The sequence below is a fragment of the Streptomyces sp. NPDC059080 genome (assembly GCF_042739975.1).
In the GTDB taxonomy this organism is placed as follows: domain Bacteria; phylum Actinomycetota; class Actinomycetes; order Streptomycetales; family Streptomycetaceae; genus Streptomyces; species Streptomyces benahoarensis.
Genome location: NZ_JBHYGX010000009.1, coordinates 54,948 through 70,995, shown reverse-complemented (window position 1 = coordinate 70,995; position 16,048 = coordinate 54,948). Strand labels below are relative to the sequence as shown.

General features: G+C 74.8%; 12 protein-coding genes and 1 riboswitch. Of the genes, 8 read left to right on the top strand and 4 right to left on the bottom strand.

Features of this window, described 5'->3' with window-relative positions; all coding sequences use genetic code 11:
* Window positions 1–287 precede the first annotated feature (287 nt).
* The 4 genes from ACFWWQ_RS09950 to ACFWWQ_RS09935 are packed head-to-tail and all read left to right on the top strand — an operon-like array spanning window position 288 to window position 7,530.
* Window positions 288–4,415: a Pls/PosA family non-ribosomal peptide synthetase gene (locus tag ACFWWQ_RS09950; protein ID WP_384593013.1), complete on the top strand. Its 4,128-nt coding sequence runs from the start codon at window positions 288–290 to the stop codon at window positions 4,413–4,415.
* Window positions 4,412–5,821: an aspartate aminotransferase family protein gene (locus ACFWWQ_RS09945; protein ID WP_384593010.1), complete on the top strand. Its 1,410-nt coding sequence runs from the start codon at window positions 4,412–4,414 to the stop codon at window positions 5,819–5,821. The genes ACFWWQ_RS09950 and ACFWWQ_RS09945 overlap by 4 nt, the downstream gene beginning before the upstream one ends.
* A gap of 21 nt (window positions 5,822–5,842) precedes the next feature.
* Entirely contained in the window at window positions 5,843–6,769 is a 927-nt protein-coding gene (locus ACFWWQ_RS09940; protein WP_384593007.1) for an aspartate kinase, read from the top strand.
* On the top strand, window positions 6,766–7,530 hold the full coding sequence (locus ACFWWQ_RS09935) for a 4'-phosphopantetheinyl transferase family protein (RefSeq protein ID WP_384593004.1): 765 nt from the start codon (window positions 6,766–6,768) through the stop codon (window positions 7,528–7,530). The genes ACFWWQ_RS09940 and ACFWWQ_RS09935 overlap by 4 nt, the downstream gene beginning before the upstream one ends.
* Here the strand turns inward: ACFWWQ_RS09935 and ACFWWQ_RS09930 are convergent.
* The 4 genes from ACFWWQ_RS09930 to ACFWWQ_RS09915 all read right to left on the bottom strand — a co-directional run bounded on the left by ACFWWQ_RS09930 (window position 7,496) and on the right by ACFWWQ_RS09915 (window position 11,889).
* Window positions 7,496–8,401 (bottom strand): serine hydrolase, encoded by a 906-nt coding sequence (locus ACFWWQ_RS09930; protein WP_384593001.1) that lies wholly within the window; start codon window positions 8,399–8,401, stop codon window positions 7,496–7,498. The genes ACFWWQ_RS09935 and ACFWWQ_RS09930 overlap by 35 nt on opposite strands.
* Window positions 8,402–8,852: 451 nt before the next feature.
* Complete coding sequence (locus ACFWWQ_RS09925; RefSeq protein WP_384592998.1) at window positions 8,853–10,175, bottom strand: ATP-binding protein; 1,323 nt, start codon at window positions 10,173–10,175, stop codon at window positions 8,853–8,855.
* A 2-nt stretch (window positions 10,176–10,177) separates the two neighbouring features.
* On the bottom strand, window positions 10,178–10,861 hold the full coding sequence (locus tag ACFWWQ_RS09920) for a response regulator transcription factor (RefSeq protein WP_384592995.1): 684 nt from the start codon (window positions 10,859–10,861) through the stop codon (window positions 10,178–10,180).
* Window positions 10,862–11,115: 254 nt separating this feature from the next.
* Complete coding sequence (locus ACFWWQ_RS09915; protein WP_384592992.1) at window positions 11,116–11,889, bottom strand: SDR family oxidoreductase; 774 nt, start codon at window positions 11,887–11,889, stop codon at window positions 11,116–11,118.
* 195 nt (window positions 11,890–12,084) lie between these two features.
* Window positions 12,085–12,215: riboswitch (FMN riboswitch) on the top strand.
* A 150-nt stretch (window positions 12,216–12,365) separates the two neighbouring features.
* On the opposite strand from ACFWWQ_RS09915, the gene ribD reads away from it, so the two are divergent.
* From ribD to ACFWWQ_RS09895, 4 genes are read left to right on the top strand one after another with little or no spacing between them, the layout of a single operon-like run.
* The gene (ribD, locus tag ACFWWQ_RS09910) at window positions 12,366–13,490 is read left to right on the top strand and encodes a bifunctional diaminohydroxyphosphoribosylaminopyrimidine deaminase/5-amino-6-(5-phosphoribosylamino)uracil reductase RibD (protein ID WP_384592989.1); all 1,125 of its coding nucleotides are present in this window, start codon (window positions 12,366–12,368) and stop codon (window positions 13,488–13,490) included.
* 1 nt (window position 13,491) lies between these two features.
* Window positions 13,492–14,118 (top strand): riboflavin synthase, encoded by a 627-nt coding sequence (locus ACFWWQ_RS09905; RefSeq protein ID WP_384592986.1) that lies wholly within the window; start codon window positions 13,492–13,494, stop codon window positions 14,116–14,118.
* Window positions 14,115–14,768, top strand: a complete 654-nt coding sequence (locus tag ACFWWQ_RS09900) for a nicotinamide riboside transporter PnuC (protein WP_384592983.1) — start codon at window positions 14,115–14,117, stop codon at window positions 14,766–14,768. Before ACFWWQ_RS09905 ends, ACFWWQ_RS09900 begins: the two co-directional genes overlap by 4 nt.
* On the top strand, window positions 14,765–16,048 hold the full coding sequence (locus ACFWWQ_RS09895; RefSeq protein ID WP_384592980.1) for a bifunctional 3,4-dihydroxy-2-butanone-4-phosphate synthase/GTP cyclohydrolase II: 1,284 nt from the start codon (window positions 14,765–14,767) through the stop codon (window positions 16,046–16,048). The genes ACFWWQ_RS09900 and ACFWWQ_RS09895 overlap by 4 nt, the downstream gene beginning before the upstream one ends.

Sequence of the window (16,048 nt, the reverse complement as noted above, 5' to 3'; positions counted from 1 at the left end):
CCGGCCCGGCCCGGCCTACGTCCTGCCCGGCCCGGCCCCGACCCGCGCCCCCCGACCCGCGTACGCCCCGCGCGAGCCCGCCCGTGCCGTACAACCGGAGCCCTTCTCCGGAACCGTTCAGATGTTTACGTCGCCCTAACCCGCACCGCACCGGGCCCTGGCCTGCCGCTCCGTAGCATCGGCAGCGTCAAGGGATTCCGGACCGGGTCCGGGCCCCGGACCCGGTGGGCGGGTCCGCGGGCGGCGGCCCGGTGCCCGGGAAACGTCTCCGGGAAAAGGGGGACCTCATGTCGGTGTCCACCGCGTACAGCACCTCCACCGCGACGGGCACACCGCACCGCATCCGGGCACGGAACGGGGGAACCGCACCACCGGACGCCGGCGGTCCGGCACCGCCCGACGCCGGCGGTCCGGCCGACTTCTTCACCTTCTCGTGCGACCGCGACCCCTCGCACCTCGCCGTCGAATGCGGCGCCGAGACCCTGACCTACCGCGAACTCGACCGGCGCGCCAACCGCCTCGCCCACCTGCTGCGCGACCGCGGCGCCGGGCCCGGCCGCCGCGTCGGCATCCTGCTGGAACGCTCCCCGGCCACCTACGTCACACTGCTCGCCGTCCTCAAGAGCGGCGCCTCCTACGTCCCGCTCGATGTGTCGTTCCCCGCCGACCGCCTGGCCTTCATCGCCACCGACTGCGGACTGCACGACCTGGTCACCACCGCGTCGCTGGACGACCGCACCCGGGAGCTGCCCTGCCCCGTGCTGGCACTGGACCGCGCCGCCGACGCCCTCGCCCGCGCCCCGGACACCAGGCCGGAGACCCCCGAGGACCCGTCCGACGAGTGCTACGTCATCTACACCTCCGGCACCACCGGCCGCCCCAAGGGCGTCGCCGTCTCCCGGGCGAACATCGTCGCCTTCCTGCGCGCCGCCGCCCCGCTCTACGGCGTCACCGACCACGACCGCGTCCACCAGGGCCTCTCCCTCGCCTTCGACTTCGCGCTGGAGGAGATCTGGCCCGCCTGGATGGCCGGGGCCACCCTCGTCGCCGGACCGGAGGAGGCCCGCCGCGCCGGACCGGAACTCACCGCCTTCCTCACCGAGCGCGCGATCACCGTGCTCTGCTGCGTCCCCACGCTGCTCACCACCCTCGACCCGGAGCTCCCGGCGCTGCGCACCCTCCTCGTCAGCGGGGAAGCCTGCCCGCCCGGACTCGTCCGCAGCTGGTCGCGGCCCGGCCGCCGCATCCTCAACGCGTACGGCCCCACCGAGACGACGGTGACGGCCACCTGCGCCGAACTCACCCCGGACCGGCCGGTCACCATCGGCACCCCGCTGCCCGGCTACCGCGTCTACCTCCTCGACGAGGCGCTGCGGCCCGTCGCGCGCGGCGAGAGCGGTGAGATCTGCATCGGCGGGCCGGGCGTCGCCCTCGGCTACGTCCGCCGCGCCGACCTCACCGAGGACCGCTTCCGGCCCAACCCGGTGACCCGCGACCGCGCCGAGGCGCCGCGCATCTACCGCACCGGCGACCGCGGCCGCATCACCCCGTCCGGGGAGATCGCGTACCTGGGCCGGATCGACAACCAGGTCAAGATCCGCGGCTACCGCGTCGAACTGGGCGAGATCGAAGAGGTGCTGCGGGAGGACGCCGCCGTCGAGAACGCCGTGGTCGTCCCGCGCGCCCGCGACGGCACCGCCCAGGACCTGACGGGCTATGTCACCCGGAGGCCCCCGGCGGGCACCGAGGATGACGACGCGCTGCGCGAGCGGTTGCACGGGGCACTCCGCCGCAAGCTGCCCGCGTACATGATCCCCACCTTCGTCGAGGTGCTGTCCGCGTTCCCGCTGCTCACCGCCGACAAGGTCGACCGCGCCGCCCTCCCGCCGCCCGCCTCCCCGCCGCTGGGCCGCCGCGCCCGGCCGCCCACCGCGCCCCGCACGCCCCTGGAACACCGCATGGCCGCGCTCTGGCAGGACGTCCTGGGTGGCGGCCCGATCTCCACCGACGACGACTTCTTCGGCGATCTGGGCGGCCACTCCATGACCGCCGCCCGGCTGATCTCCCGGATGCGGCAGGACCCGGACCTGCGCGGCCTCGCCATGGGCGACCTCTACGCCCACCCCACCGTGCGCGACCTCGCCGCGTACGCCACCGAGACGGCCGCCGCACCCGAGAAACCCGGGACACCGGACGGCCCGCCGCCCCCCGCCCCGCTGCGCCATTCCACCCTCCGGGTGCTGGCCTGCGGCCTCGCGCAGGTGGCCGGGCTCTACGTCTGGCTGCTGCTGCCCGCGCTCGCCGCGCTCGCCGCGCTGTACCGGCTCGGCGAGATCTGGGACCTGCCCCTCCGTGCGATCAAGACGGGCAGCGCCCTGGACACCATCGCGGGGCTGCCGCTGACCGACCTGATCCCCATGGAGGCGGGGTGGCTGGTGCTGAGCCTGCTGGTGGTGCCGATGGCCCTCAGCCGTCTGCTGATGGCGGGCGTCCGGCCGGGCCGGTATCCGCTGTGGGGCGTGGTCTATCTACGGTTCTGGCTGGCCCACAAGCTGCTGATCCTCTCGCCGCTGATCCTGCTGGCCGGTTCGCCGCTGCTGCCGCCGCTGCTGCGGCTGCTCGGCGCCCGCATCGGCCGCCACTGCCATCTGGGGACCGTCATCGCGCCGCCGTCGCTGGTGACGATCGGCGCGGGCACCAGCCTCGGCTACGGCGCCCGCATCGAGGCGCACACCGTCGAGGGCGGGTGGCTGCGGCTCGCCCCCGTCCGGATCGGCGCCGGATGCGGCATCGGCACCAACAGTGTGGTGCTGCCCGGCGCGGTCCTCGGCGACGGCGCCACGGTGGGGGAGCAGTCCCTCGTCCCCGAGGACACCGAGATCCCGGCCGGGGAACACCGGGCAGGCTCCCCGGCCACCCGGCAGGCCGCCCCGCCGCCCCTCCTGGCGGACCTCGGCGCCCGCCCGGACGACCGCCGCTGGCCGGTCCCGGTGCTGGCCGGGTTCGCGCTCGGCGCGGTGTTCCTGCTGCTCCTGCCGCTGCTGATCGTCGAGTGCGGCGCCTGGATCGTCCTCGCCACGGCCCACGGCGACGGCGTCGGCTGGGGCTGCCTCGCCGCCGCGGGGGCCGCGCCGCTGATGGTCCTCGCCAGCTGCGCCGCCGTCCTCGCCGTCAAGCGGGCCGTGATGCCCGTCGCCCGCCCCGGCGTCCACCCCGAGCGCAGTGCCTTCGGGCTCCGTAAGTGGCTGGGCGACGGCATGATGATGATGAGCCTGACCTTCACCCAGGCCCTGTACTCCACCCTCTACGTCATCCCGTTCCTGCGCGGTCTCGGTGCCCGCACCGGCCACCGGGCGGAGGTCGCCACGGTCACCTTCGTCGACCCCGACATGCTCCGGGTCGGCCCGCAGAGCTTCCTCGCCGACGTCAGCGTGGTGGGCCCGGCCGTCTTCCACCACGGGCACCTCGCCCTGGCCCCCGCGCGGGTGGGCCGCCGCAGCTTCGTCGGCAACGGCGCCCTGCTGCCCGGCTCGGGCCGGATGGGCGACAACAGCCTCCTCGGCGTCCACTCCGTGGCCCCCGCCGAACCGATCGCCCCCGAGACGACCTGGCTGGGCTCGCCCGCGATCTTCCTGCCGCGCCGCGAGGCCAGCCCCGGCTTCCCCGAGCGGCTGACCTACGCCCCGACCCGGGGCCGGGTGCTCGCCCGCCTCGCCGTCGAGTACTTCCGGGTGACGCTGCCGCCGGCCCTTGGCCTCCTCACCATCCTCGGCACCTCCTACGTCTCCCTCGCCCTCGCCGCGGCCCTCCCGCCGGTGGCGGTCTTCCTCCTCCTCCCCGTGGTGCTGATGGCGTCCTCGCTGTCCGGCGTCCTCGCCGCGGTGGCCGTCAAATGGCTGGTCGTCGGCGGGTACCGGCCCCGCGTCGAGCCGCTGTGGAGCATGTGGGTGCGCCGCACCGAACTGGTCACCGGCCTCTACGAGAACCTGGTCGTGCCGACCGCGATGAACTTCCTGCTCGGCACGCCCTGGGCGCCGCTGCTGCTGCGCCTCTTCGGCGCCCGGATGGGCCGCCGGGTGTGGCTGTCCACCACCTTCCTCACCGAATTCGACCTGGTGAACGTGGCGGACGACGCGGCTGTCGGCCAGTTCACCTCCCTGCAGACCCACCTCTTCGAGGACCGGGTGATGAAGATGTCCCGGGTCACCGTCGACCGTGGCGCGTCCGTGGGCATCCGCTCCGTCGTCCTCTACGACGCCCGCGTCGCCCGCGGCGCGTCCCTGGACGCCCTGTCGCTGGTGATGAAGGGCGAGGCGCTGCCCGAGGAGACCCGGTGGCGGGGTATCCCGGCCACCCTCCGCCCCGGCGCCCGGCCCGCCGATCCGCCCCGCACCCCCCGTGGAGCACGTCCATGAGCACCCTCACCACGCCCCCCTTGATCGCGTTCTCGCCGTCCGGTGCGGTGACCGGCCCGCACGTCGCCGGTGACCTGCCCGGCCCGCGCTCCGCTGAACTCCTCGCCCGCCAGGAGCGCTGGGAGTCCGCGGCCCGCGTCTACCCGCGCCATCTGCCGATCGCGCTCGCCGACGGCGACGGCCCCTACGTACGGGACGTCGACGGCAACGTCTTCATCGACTTCCTCGACGGCGCCGGGGTGCTGCCGCTCGGCCACAACCACCCCGAACTGCTGCGCGCCGCCGCCCGGCAACTCGGCGTCCTCACCCACGGCCTGGACTTCCCCACGCCCGTCAAGGACGCCTTCACCCAGGCCCAGCTGTCGATGCTGGCACCCGGGCTGCGCCACCGTACGAAGCTGCACTTCTGCGGTCCGACCGGCGCCAACGCCGTCGAGGCGGCCGTCAAGCTCTGCAAGATCGCCACCGGCCGGTCCGACGTCGTCACCTTCCAGGGCGCCTTCCACGGCACCACCTACGCCACGACGGCGCTCAGCGGCCCGGTGGCCCGGAAGGACGCCGAGCGCGGCGGCATGTCCGGCGTCCACTTCTTCCCGTACTGCGGCCCCGGCCGCTGCCCCGAGGGCCCGGGCCCCGACGGCTGCTCCCGGCACTGCGCCGACCAGCTGGAGCGCGCCCTGACCGACAGCACCAGCGGCGTTCCGCTGCCCGCGGCCGTCCTGATCGAACTGGTCCAGGGCGAGGGCGGCAGCGTCCCGGCCCGCACCGCGTTCGTCCGCCGGGTACGGGAGCTGACCCGCGCCCTGGGGATCCCGCTGATCGCCGACGAGGTGCAGACCGGCTGCGGCCGTACCGGCACCTGGTTCGCGTTCGAGCAGTACGGCATCGAACCCGACGTCATCGTGGCGTCGAAGGCCCTCAGCGGCATCGGCCTGCCGGTCGCCCTCATCCTCTACGACGCCGCACTCGACGTCTGGGAGCCGGGCGCGCACATCGGTACCTTCCGCGGTGACCAGCCGGCGTTCGCCGCGGGCGTGGAGACGGTCCGGATCATGCGGCGCGACGACGTGCTCGGCAACGTCCGGGCGCGGGGCCGTCAGTGCGCGGACCGGCTCGCGCCGCTCGCCGACCACCCCTGGGTCCGCGACGTCCGAGGCCGCGGCCTGATCCGCGGCATCGAACTCGCCGACCCGGCCGACGGGCGGCCCGCGACCGCGGCCGCGGCCGCCGTCCAGGCCCTCGCGCTGCGGCACGGCCTGATCGTCGAACTCGGCGGCCGCGACGACGCCGTCGTCCGTCTGCTGCCACCGCTCAACGTCACCGCCGAGGTCGTGGACACGGCGTGTGCGATCCTCCGCGACGCCGTCACCGTCGCCTGCCGCCCCCGCGCGGGCGCGGCATTCTGAACCGCCCTGGAAGGAGCCACCATGGCGCTCATCGTCCAGAAGTACGGCGGGACCTCGGTGGGGAGCCCGGAGCGCATCCGCCGCGTCGCCGCCCGCGTCGTCGCGGCGCGCCACGCGGGCCACGACGTCGTCGTGGTGGTCTCCGCCATGGGCGCCACCACCGAGGAACTGCTCCACCTGGCGGGCGAGGTGACCCCCGACCCCGTCCCCCGCGAACTCGACATGGTGCTGACGGCGGGCGAGCAGATCGCGAACGCGCTGACCGCGATGGCCGTCACCACGCTCGGCGTTCCGGCCCGCTCGTTCACCGGGCCGCAGGCCGGTGTCCTGACGACCACCGTCCACGGCGACGCCCGCATCGTCGCGGTCGAACCGCGCCGGGTGCGGCTGGCGCTCGACCGCGGGGAGATCCCGTTCGTCGCGGGATTCCAGGGCCGCTGCCGCGAGACCGGCGAGGTCACCACGCTGGGCCGCGGCGGCTCCGACACCACGGCCATCGCCCTTGCCGCGGCCCTCAAGGCCGACGTCTGCGAGATCTGCACCGACGTCGACGGCGTCTACACCGCCGACCCGCACACCGACCCGTCGGCCCGGCTGCTGCGCCACGTCACGTACGCGGCGATGCGGCGGCTGGCCGCCGACGGTGCCGAGGTGCTGGCGCTGCGCAGCGTGGAGTACGCGGCCCGGTACGGGGTGACCGTGCACGTCAGGTCGTCCTTCCACGACCGGCCCGGCACGGTGATGTCCGCGTCGCCGGTCCCCGCCGCGGTGGGCGCGTCCGGCCGGATCGGCCCGCGGACCGTGGTGGGCCGGGCGCCCGCCGGTCCGGCAGGTGGCGGCGCGGAGCCGCTGCCGGGTGTCCCGGCACGCAGCGGAGGCCGACGGTCCCCGGCCACCCGGTCCCTGGCCCCCGCGCACCCCAGTGGTGGCCGGAAGGCGGCCGGATGAACCGGACCCCGGCGGTCCGCGTCGTCGGCCGTGACCCGCTTCCCGGTACCGCGCCGCGCCCGGGCATCCCGGAGGTGTGGCTGCTGCCGGACGCCGCCGGATATCTCCGCGCCCGCGGCCCGGACGCGGCCGACACGGTTCTCGCCGCCGACGAACGCCGCCGCGCCGCCGCACTCCGTCCGGTCCGGGCCCGGACCCGCTACACCGCCGCCCATCTGCTGCTCCGCGAGCTGTTCGGCGCGTACCTGGGGTGCGACCCCGCCTCGGTGACCTTCGTACGGGAGCGGTGTCCGCACTGCGGCGCCCCGCACGGCAGGCCCCTGGTGGCGGACGCCCCGCTGTACTTCTCGCTCTCCCGGGGCGGCGGGCCCGTCCTCCTCGCCTTCGGGGACGCGCCGGTGGGAGTCGACGCGGAGGCGGTGCCGTCCGCGTCCGGCGCCGAGGAGGTCGTCCGGCTGCTGCACCCCGGAGAGCGCGCCGAGCTGGCGGCCCTGCCCGCGGCGGACCGCCCCGCCGCGTGCGCCCGCTGCTGGACCCGCAAGGAGGCGTACCTCAAGGGCGTCGGCGCCGGTTTCGTCTCCGGGCCCGCCGACGTGCGCGTCGGCGCGGGCCCGCGGCCGGTACGGAACGGCCCGTGGTGGGTGGTGGACCTGCCGCTCGCGGTGCGGGACGACGGGCCGGCGGCCGTCGCGGCCTGCGCGTACCGGGAGCGGGCGGCCGGGGTGGTCAGGTGGTGGCGGCGCCGAGGTCGCGGTGGATGACGCGGGACGCCGCCTCGATGGTGGCGATGCCGTAGTCCATGGTGCGGTTCCCACGGGTGAGGACGGCCAGGCTGTAGTCGTGGCCGCCGCCGGTGAACGCGGCGACGCTGTGCACCCGCCAGCCGTCGGTGGTCCGCGGCAGCCAGCCGTTCTTGACCTGCGCGGTGGCGTCGACCGGGTGCCCGGCGGGGGCGCCCCACCGCTGGTCGGGGGCGACGTCCCGCATCAGCCCGAGGGCGTAGGAGCGGGCGGCGGGCCCGAGGACCTCGTTGTCGTGGGTCAGCAGGCGCATCAGGGTGAGCTGGTCGTCGGCGGTGCTCTGGGTCAGGCCCCAGGACGGTCCGTCGCCCGGCACGGTGTGTGTCATCCCGGCCAGGGTGAGGAAGTGCTGGATGCCGTCGGGCCCGACCTGCCGCCACAGCTTGCTGGTGGCGGCGTTGTCCGACCGGGTGATCATCGCGGTGGCCAGGTGGCCCTCCCGGTCCGTGAGCGGCCGGTGCGCCTCCTGGGCCTGCCGCAGCAGCGCGCCGAGCACGGTCACCTTCACCACGCTCGCCGTGTCGAAGGCGGTATCGGCCCGGAACCGGCAGCTGGTCTGCGTGGACGCGTCGTAGAGGGCCAGGGCCGGGGTGTCCTCGCGCCCCTGGAACGCGCCGGCGATGTCCCGGGACAGCGTGGGGGCGAGGCCCGGCGTACCGGAGGTGCACACGACCCGCTCGCCGCCCACGGCGGCGGAACCGTGCCGCCCGCCGCCGGACGGGTAGGTCCCGGTGACGGCGAGGGCCGGGGCGGCGGCGCCGAGCGCGGTGAGCAGTACGCCGACGGCCACGGCGGCGGCCCGGGCGCGACGGGTGGGACGGGAGCGGGGCATGGGTGAGTCCTGTTCGCTGAGAAGCCGGGCACACCGCGATCCGAGCGGGGGGCCAGGAACCGGCGGCCGCACCAGCCGGACCGGCCCGGCGGACGGGGTGCCCGGGGGAGACGTCTGCCCGGAACACGCCGGGAGGCGGCGGATACCGGCGGTACGGACGGCGGGATGTGCGGACGGGCGTACGGACGGCCGTACGCGACCAGTCATGCCGACGATAAGGGGCATATGGGGCGATCGGTGCAGATCGGAGGGGTGATGTGCGACACCCGCCCGGTGGCGTGGGGTGTGGCGTTCGCCAAAACGGGGGGTGGGGCGGGGGTCGTCGGCGTACGGGCGAGGCGCGCCCAAGGGGGCGGCGCGGCGGCGTGCCACAGGCGAGGCCCGGCGGCGCGCCGGACGGCCGGGCACGGCGGCGCGCCCCGCCGTGCGCACTCCCCGGGAGCCGCCCCGTTCACTCCCCGGTGTCCGCACCCCCACGGGCGATCAGCCACGTGAAACGGGCGTACGGGCGCCGCCGGGTGACCATCAGGCGGCCGCCCTCCGCCTCGACCAGGGAGAGGGCGAGGGCGAGGCCGATGCCGTGACCGGTGCCGGAGTCGTTCTCCTGGCGCCGGGCGAACACGTCCAGCCCCTCGGGCAGGCCGGGGCCCTCGTCCGCCACGTCCACCGCGACGACCCCGGAGGCGTCCCGCGCGGTCACCGTCACCGCGCCCGTGCCGTGCGCCACCGCGTTGGCCAGCAGGACGTCGAGCACCTGCCGCCCGGCGCGCGCCGAACCGACCGCCTCGGGCAGATCCTCCTCGGCCGTCACCCGCAGCGGGCGGTCCGCGGCCGTCAGCTCGTCCCGCCAGCGCCGCTCCGCGTCGGCCAGCAGCGCACCCACGTCGAGCGACACCCGCTCGGGCACGTCCCGCGCCAGGTCCAGCAGCGCGCCGAGCGTCGCCTCCATATCGCTCAGCGCGGCCAGCGTGGCGTCCGTCGCCGCCCGCGCCACCGCGGGCGGCGCATCGGCCGGTACGGACTCCAGCTCCAGCTGGACCCGGGTCAGCGCGGTCCGCAGCTGGTGCGAGGCGTCGGCGCTGAACGACCGCTCCCGGCGCAGCAGCTCCGCCACGCGCTGCGCGGCGCGGTTGAGTGCCCGGGCCACATCGTCTGCCTCGGGCAGCCCGGTGACGGTGGCGCGCGCGGTCAGGTCGCCGTCCTCCAGGCGTGCGGCCGTCGCCGCCAGCTCCTCCAGAGGCCGGGCCAGGCTGAGGCTGGAGCGGAGCGACAGCGCGACGGCGACGCCGACCGCCACCGCCGCGAGCGCCAGCATCCCGGCCCAGGTCACGGCAGCCCGGTGCAGCGGACCGTCGGCCGGGGAACTGACCCGCACCACGGCCCGTACCCGCTCCGAGGTGCCCACGGGGACCGCGGCGACCAGCCTGCTCCCGACGCGGTGCGAGGACACCGAGCCCACCAGGGCCTCGCGCACCGGCAGATCGCCGTCGGGCGGCCCGGCGGCACGCACCGGGCCGGACCCCCGGACGAGACGGCCATCGGCGTCGTAGACACCGATGTGCGTACCGGGCCGCAGCGGCGGCAGCTCCATCGGGTCCCAGTGTCCCCGTACATCGGCCGGAACGTTCACCGCCACCCGGGCGGCCACCTGCTGCAGGTGCTGCACCTCGTCCTGCTGGTACAGCCGCAGGATCGCCAGCCCCAGCGGCACCGAGAACAGCAGGATCGCGCAGACCACCGCGATGACGCTCGCCTGGAGGATGCGGCGGCGCACGGTCAGCCCGTCGGGGGTTCGAGGCGGTAGCCGTAGTGCCGCAGCGTCGTGATCCGGATCATCCCGCCGAGCTTGCGGCGGAGCGCGGCGACATGGACGTCGAGCGTCTTGGTGGGGCCGAACCAGTTCTCGTCCCACACGTCGCTCATCAGCTCCTCCCGGCTCACCGCCTGCCCGCCGGACGCGACGAGCCGGACCAGCAGGTCGAACTCCTTGGGCCGCAGCTCCGTCTCGCCCTCCGGGGTCAGACACCGCCGGGCCGCCCGGTCGATTTCCAGCTTCCCGTGGCGCAGCGGCCGGGCCGCCCCGGCCGAACCGTCCGGCCCGGCGCGCCGCAGATGCGCGGCGAGCCGCGCCTGCAACTCGGCCAGGCGGAACGGTTTGGTGAGGTAGTCGTCCGCGCCCGACTCCAGTGCCTGGATGACGTCCATCTCGCCGGTACGGGCGCTCAGCACCACGAGGACCGCGCCCGGCAGGCGCTCGCGCAGCTCGCGGCAGAGTTCGAAACCGTCAGCGTCCGGCAGCCCCAGGTCCAGCAGCACCAGATCGGCCGGCCCACGGGCCGCCCGGGCCCGCGCGGAAGCCGCATCGGGACACCAGGTGCTGTCGTGCCCCAGGCCCCGCAGTGTCCTGGCGAGGCGGTCACCGATGGTCTCGTCGTCCTCCACAAGCACGATGCGTGCCACAGATTCATGGTACTGACGCGCCTCGGCCCCGCATCCGCGAAGGGGGACGGGGCGGGGCATACGGGTGGCGCACCCCGGTCGGGTCGGGCGGCAGCTTTCCGGGAGGCTTCCTGAACCCGCCGGGCGCTACCCGGCCCGGTTCGGCCGGCTTTCAGGCCGCGCCAGAACCGGAGGACGATCACGACACCCGACATGACCACCCAGTGCGCGGAGACCTCGGCAAGCAGGCCCCCGCCCCCGCGCCCCCGACCCCCTCACTCCCGCCACCCCGCCCTCTCCTTCAGGAACTCCTCGTACGTCCGCTTCCCCACCGCATGCCCCGGGGCCAGATTCTCGCCCGCGCGGAAGCCCGCCATCGTGCGGCCGGGGAGCCAGAGGGGGACCGTCAGGCGCCGGCGGCCGCCGTAGCGGAGGGTGAGGCGGATCAGGTCCCGGACGTCGAGGACCTGCGGGCCGCCCATGTCCGGGACCCGGCCGACGGGGGCGCCGAGGGCCAACCCGGCCATTCGCGCCGCCACTTCGCGTACCTCGATCGGCTGAAAGCGCAACCCCGTCGGGTACGGCAGCAGCGGTGAGCGGGCGCCTGTCTTCACCACCCGGAGCAGCAGGTCGTGGAATTGCGTCGTCCGCAGGATCGTCCAGCCGACGCCGGAGTGTTCGACCATCCGTTCCACCGCCCGCTTGGTGCGGTAGTAGCCGAGCGGGATGCCGCCCACGCCGACGATCGAGATGTAGACGAGGTGCTTCACCCCGGCGGCCCGCGCCGCGTCCAGCAGGTGGCCCGCCGCCTCCTCGTCGCCGCCCGACGGGGTGGACGCGCAGTGCACCACCGTGTCCACACCCGCCACCGCCTCTTCCAGCCCGGTGCCGTCGCGCAGGTCCACCGCGTACGGGTGCAGCCCGGGGGTGGGCGGTCCGGCGGGCAGCCGTCGGCTCAGCGAGCGGACGTCGTGGCCGTCGTCGAGCAGCCGGCCGACGACGGCCCGTCCGAGCGTGCCCGTACCGCCGGTCACCAGAAGAGTCGCCATCGCGGATCATTCCTTGAGGTCGTCAGGGTGAGGAGCGCCGTACCGACGGAGGGTCCGCCGTAGGTGTGAGATCCATTCCAGACCTCGCACGTCCCGGAAACCGGTGGTCGCGGAAGCTTGTGAGGCACCCCACAGGGTTCGCTCGCATGGCCGACGATCAACCGTGGCAAACTGGTCGTGTACTGAAACAAGCAGCAGCGCACTCCGGGGTCGGTGTAATTCCGAACCGGCGGTAACAGTCCGCGACCCGTCCGCAGCCAGCGGCCGGTTGAGCAGGTGAAATTCCTGCACCGACGGTGAAAGTCCGGATGGGAGGCAGTGCGCGGCGGGCGAGCTTCGGTGACCGCCGCAGGTGGTGCGTCCGGTGCGTTTTTCCGGGCGGGCTCTCCTTTTCGCGGCGCGCACGCCGTGGTTTGTTTCCGCTTCTGCCATCCAGGCAGCCCCGGAGTCCGTGCCCGAAGAGGCAGGAGGACCCGGTGGCCACTCAAGCCCCCGCCGAGACCGCGGCGATGCGCCGCGCCATCGCACTCGCCGCCCGCGGGCTCGGGCACACCAGCCCCAACCCCGTCGTCGGCTGCGTCATCCTCGACGCCGAGGGCCGCACCGTCGGCGAAGGCTGGCACCGGCGCGCCGGTGGCCCGCACGCCGAGGTCCACGCCTTGGAGGAGGCGGGCGAGCGGGCCCGTGGCGGCACCGCACTCGTCACGCTGGAGCCCTGCAACCACGCCGGCCGCACCGGACCCTGTGCCCGTGCCCTCATCGACGCCGGGGTGACCCGCGTCGTCTACGCCGTCTCCGACCCCAACCCCACCGCGACCGGCGGCGCCGCCACCCTCGCGGACGCCGGAGTCGACGCCGAGGGCGGCCTCCTCGCCGACGAGGCGGCCGCCGTCAACGAAGCCTGGCTCACCTCCGTCGTGCGCCGCCGCCCCTTCGTCCTGTGGAAGTACGCGGCCACTCTCGACGGCCGGATCGCCGCCGCCGACGGCACCAGCCGCTGGATCTCCTCGGCCGAATCCCACGCCGACGTCCACCGGTTGCGCGCCCAGGCCGACGCCGTCGTCGTCGGCTCCGGTACCGCCCGCGCCGACGACCCGCAGCTCGGCGCCCGCGTCACCGGACTCACCGACGACGAGATCACCCAGCCGCTGCGGGTCGTCGTCGACTCCGGCGCCTCGGCCGTCAAGCCCGGCGCCCGCGTCCTGGACGGCACCGCGCCCACCCTGATCGCCGTCGCCGAGGACGCCGACGCCGCCCACCTCGAAGGGCTCGCGCCCCTGGTGCGGCTCCCGCGCGCCACCGGCCGTGGCCTGCGCATCACCGCCCTGCTCCACGAGCTGTACGCCCGCGACGTCCGCTCCGTCCTCCTGGAGGGCGGGCCGACGCTCGCCGGGGCGTTCCTCGCCGCGGGCGCCGTCGACAAGGTCGTCGCCTACCTCGCGCCGGTCCTGCTCGGCGCCGGGCCCGCGGCCGTCGGCGACGCCGGAATCACCACCATCGCCGACGCGTTGCGACTCGATGTGACCGAGACCGCGCGCCTCGGCCCCGATCTGCGGATCACCGCCACCCCCGTCCGCCACACCCCGCACGAGGAGATCTGACGTGTTCACCGGAATCGTCGAAGAACTGGGTGAGGTCACCGCCGTCGAGAAGCACGGCGACTCCGCTCGTTTCCGGCTGCGCGGCCCCGTCGTCACCGACGGCGCCGGGCACGGCGACTCGATCGCCGTCAACGGCGTCTGTCTGACGGTCGTGGACACCGCGGACGGCGAGTTCACCGCGGAGGTGATGGCCGAGACGCTGCACCGCTCCAGCCTCGGCGCGCTGACCGTCGGCTCGCGGGTCAACCTGGAGCGCCCGATGGCGCTCGGCGGACGCCTCGGCGGCCACCTCGTCCAGGGGCACGTCGACGGCACCGGCACGATCACCGAGCGCGTCCCCGGCGAACACTGGGAGATCGTCACGGTCGCGCTGCCGCCGCAGCTGGCCCGCTACGTCGTCGAGAAGGGCTCGATCACCGTCGACGGCGTCAGCCTCACCGTCGTCGACGCCGCCGACGACCACTTCACCATCAGCCTCATCCCGACCACCCTCGCCCTCACCACCCTCGGTATCAAACAGGTCGGCGACCCGGTCAACCTGGAGGTCGACGTCCTCGCCAAGTACGTCGAGCGGCTGCTGGGCCCGGGCGGCGCCACCGGCACCGCGTCCGAGGGAGCCGTCCGGTGACCGCCCTGACCTGGCTCAACGGCGAGGCGTTCACGCTCTTCGGACAGCACGTCATCTGGTCCGACATGATCGGCAACACCATCGGTCTCGCCGCCCTCGCCCTCGGCTGGCGCCGCTCCATCTGGACCTGGCCCGCGCAGTTCCTCTCCGGCGTCGTCCTCGTCGCCGCCTACGCCTCCGCCCACCTCAGCGGCGGCGTCGGCAAGCAGCTGCTGGTCATCGTCGTCGCGCTGTGGGGCTGGTGGTCCTGGCGTCGCGGCCGCCGGCAGGCGCAGGACGGCTCCCTCGCCGTCCGCTTCGCCAGCTGGCGCGAGCGCGGACTGCTGCTCGCCGGGACCGCCGCCGGAACCGCCGCCGTCGGCGCCCTCTTCGCCCTCGTCCCGCAGCTGTCCTGGAACCCCTGGCCGGACGCGTACATCTTCGTCGGCACGCTCGCCGCGATGGTCGCCCAGGCCCGCGGGCTCGTCGAGTTCTGGTTCGCCTGGCTCCTCGTTGATCTGGTGGGCGTCCCGCTCGCCTTCGGCAGCGGCCTCGCCTTCTCCGGCCTCGTCTACGTCGTCTACTTCGCGCTCGTCATGTGGGGCCTGCGCGACTGGTGGCAGCGCTCGCGCACCGGCGCCGCCACCGTCCTGGAAGGAGCCGCGGCATGACCGCACTGCAGAGCTGGTACGAGCCCGGGCCCGCCGACGACGCCGCGGACCTGGCCCTCGACCCCGTCGAGCGGGCCATCGCCGACATCGCCGCCGGGCGCCCCGTCGTGGTCGTCGACGACGAGGACCGCGAGAACGAGGGTGATCTCGTCCTCGCCGCGGAGAAGGCCACCCCCGAGATCGTTGCGTTCATGATGAGCGAGTGCCGCGGCCTGATCTGCGCCCCCATGGAGGGCACCGAACTCGACCGCCTCGCGCTGCCGCAGATGGTCGAGCACAACACCGAGTCGATGCGGACCGCGTTCACCGTCTCCGTCGACGCCACCGACGCGCACGGCGTGAGCACCGGCATCTCCGCCGCTGACCGCGCCACCACGCTGCGGCTGCTCGCCTCCGGCGACTCGGCGCCCGGCGACTTTGTCCGCCCCGGCCACATCTTCCCGCTGCGCGCCCGCCCCGGCGGCGTTCTCGTCCGCGGCGGCCACACCGAGGCCGGGGTCGACCTCGCCCGCCTCGCCGGACTCCGCCCGGCCGCCGCGATCGTGGAGATCGCCGGGGAGGACGGCACCATGCTGCGCCTGCCCGAGCTGGTGCCGTTCGCCCGTAAGCACGGCCTCGCGATCATCTCCATCGAGGACCTGATCGCCTACCGCCGCCGCTCCACCCCCACCGTCCGCCGCGAGGCCACCACCCGGCTGCCCACCGCGCACGGCGAGTTCACCGCGTACGGCTACCGCTCCACCGTCGACGGCGTCGAGCACATCGCGCTGGTCGCCGGCGAGCTCGGCGACGGCGAGGACGTCCTGGTCCGTGTCCACTCCGAGTGCCTGACCGGCGATGTCTTCCACTCGCTGCGCTGCGACTGCGGCCCGCAGCTCCAGGCGTCGCTGGAGCGGATCAGCGCGGCCGGGCGCGGTGTGGTCGTCTACCTCCGCGGCCACGAGGGACGCGGCATCGGCCTGCTCTCCAAGCTGCGCGCCTACGAACTCCAGGAGCGCGGCCGCGACACCCTCGACGCCAACCTCGAACTGGGCCTGCCCGCCGACTCCCGTGACTACGCGGCCGGAGCCCAGATGCTCCAGGACCTCGGCATCCGCTCGGTCCGCCTGCTGACCAACAACCCCGACAAGACCACGGCCCTGGCGCGCCACGGCCTCACCGTCTCCGGACGCGAGCCGGTGCCGGTCCAGGCCGGGGAGCACAACCTCCGTTATCTGCGCACCAAGCGCGACCGCATGGGCCACGACCTCCCCTGGCTCGACCACCGTGAGCAGCGGTAA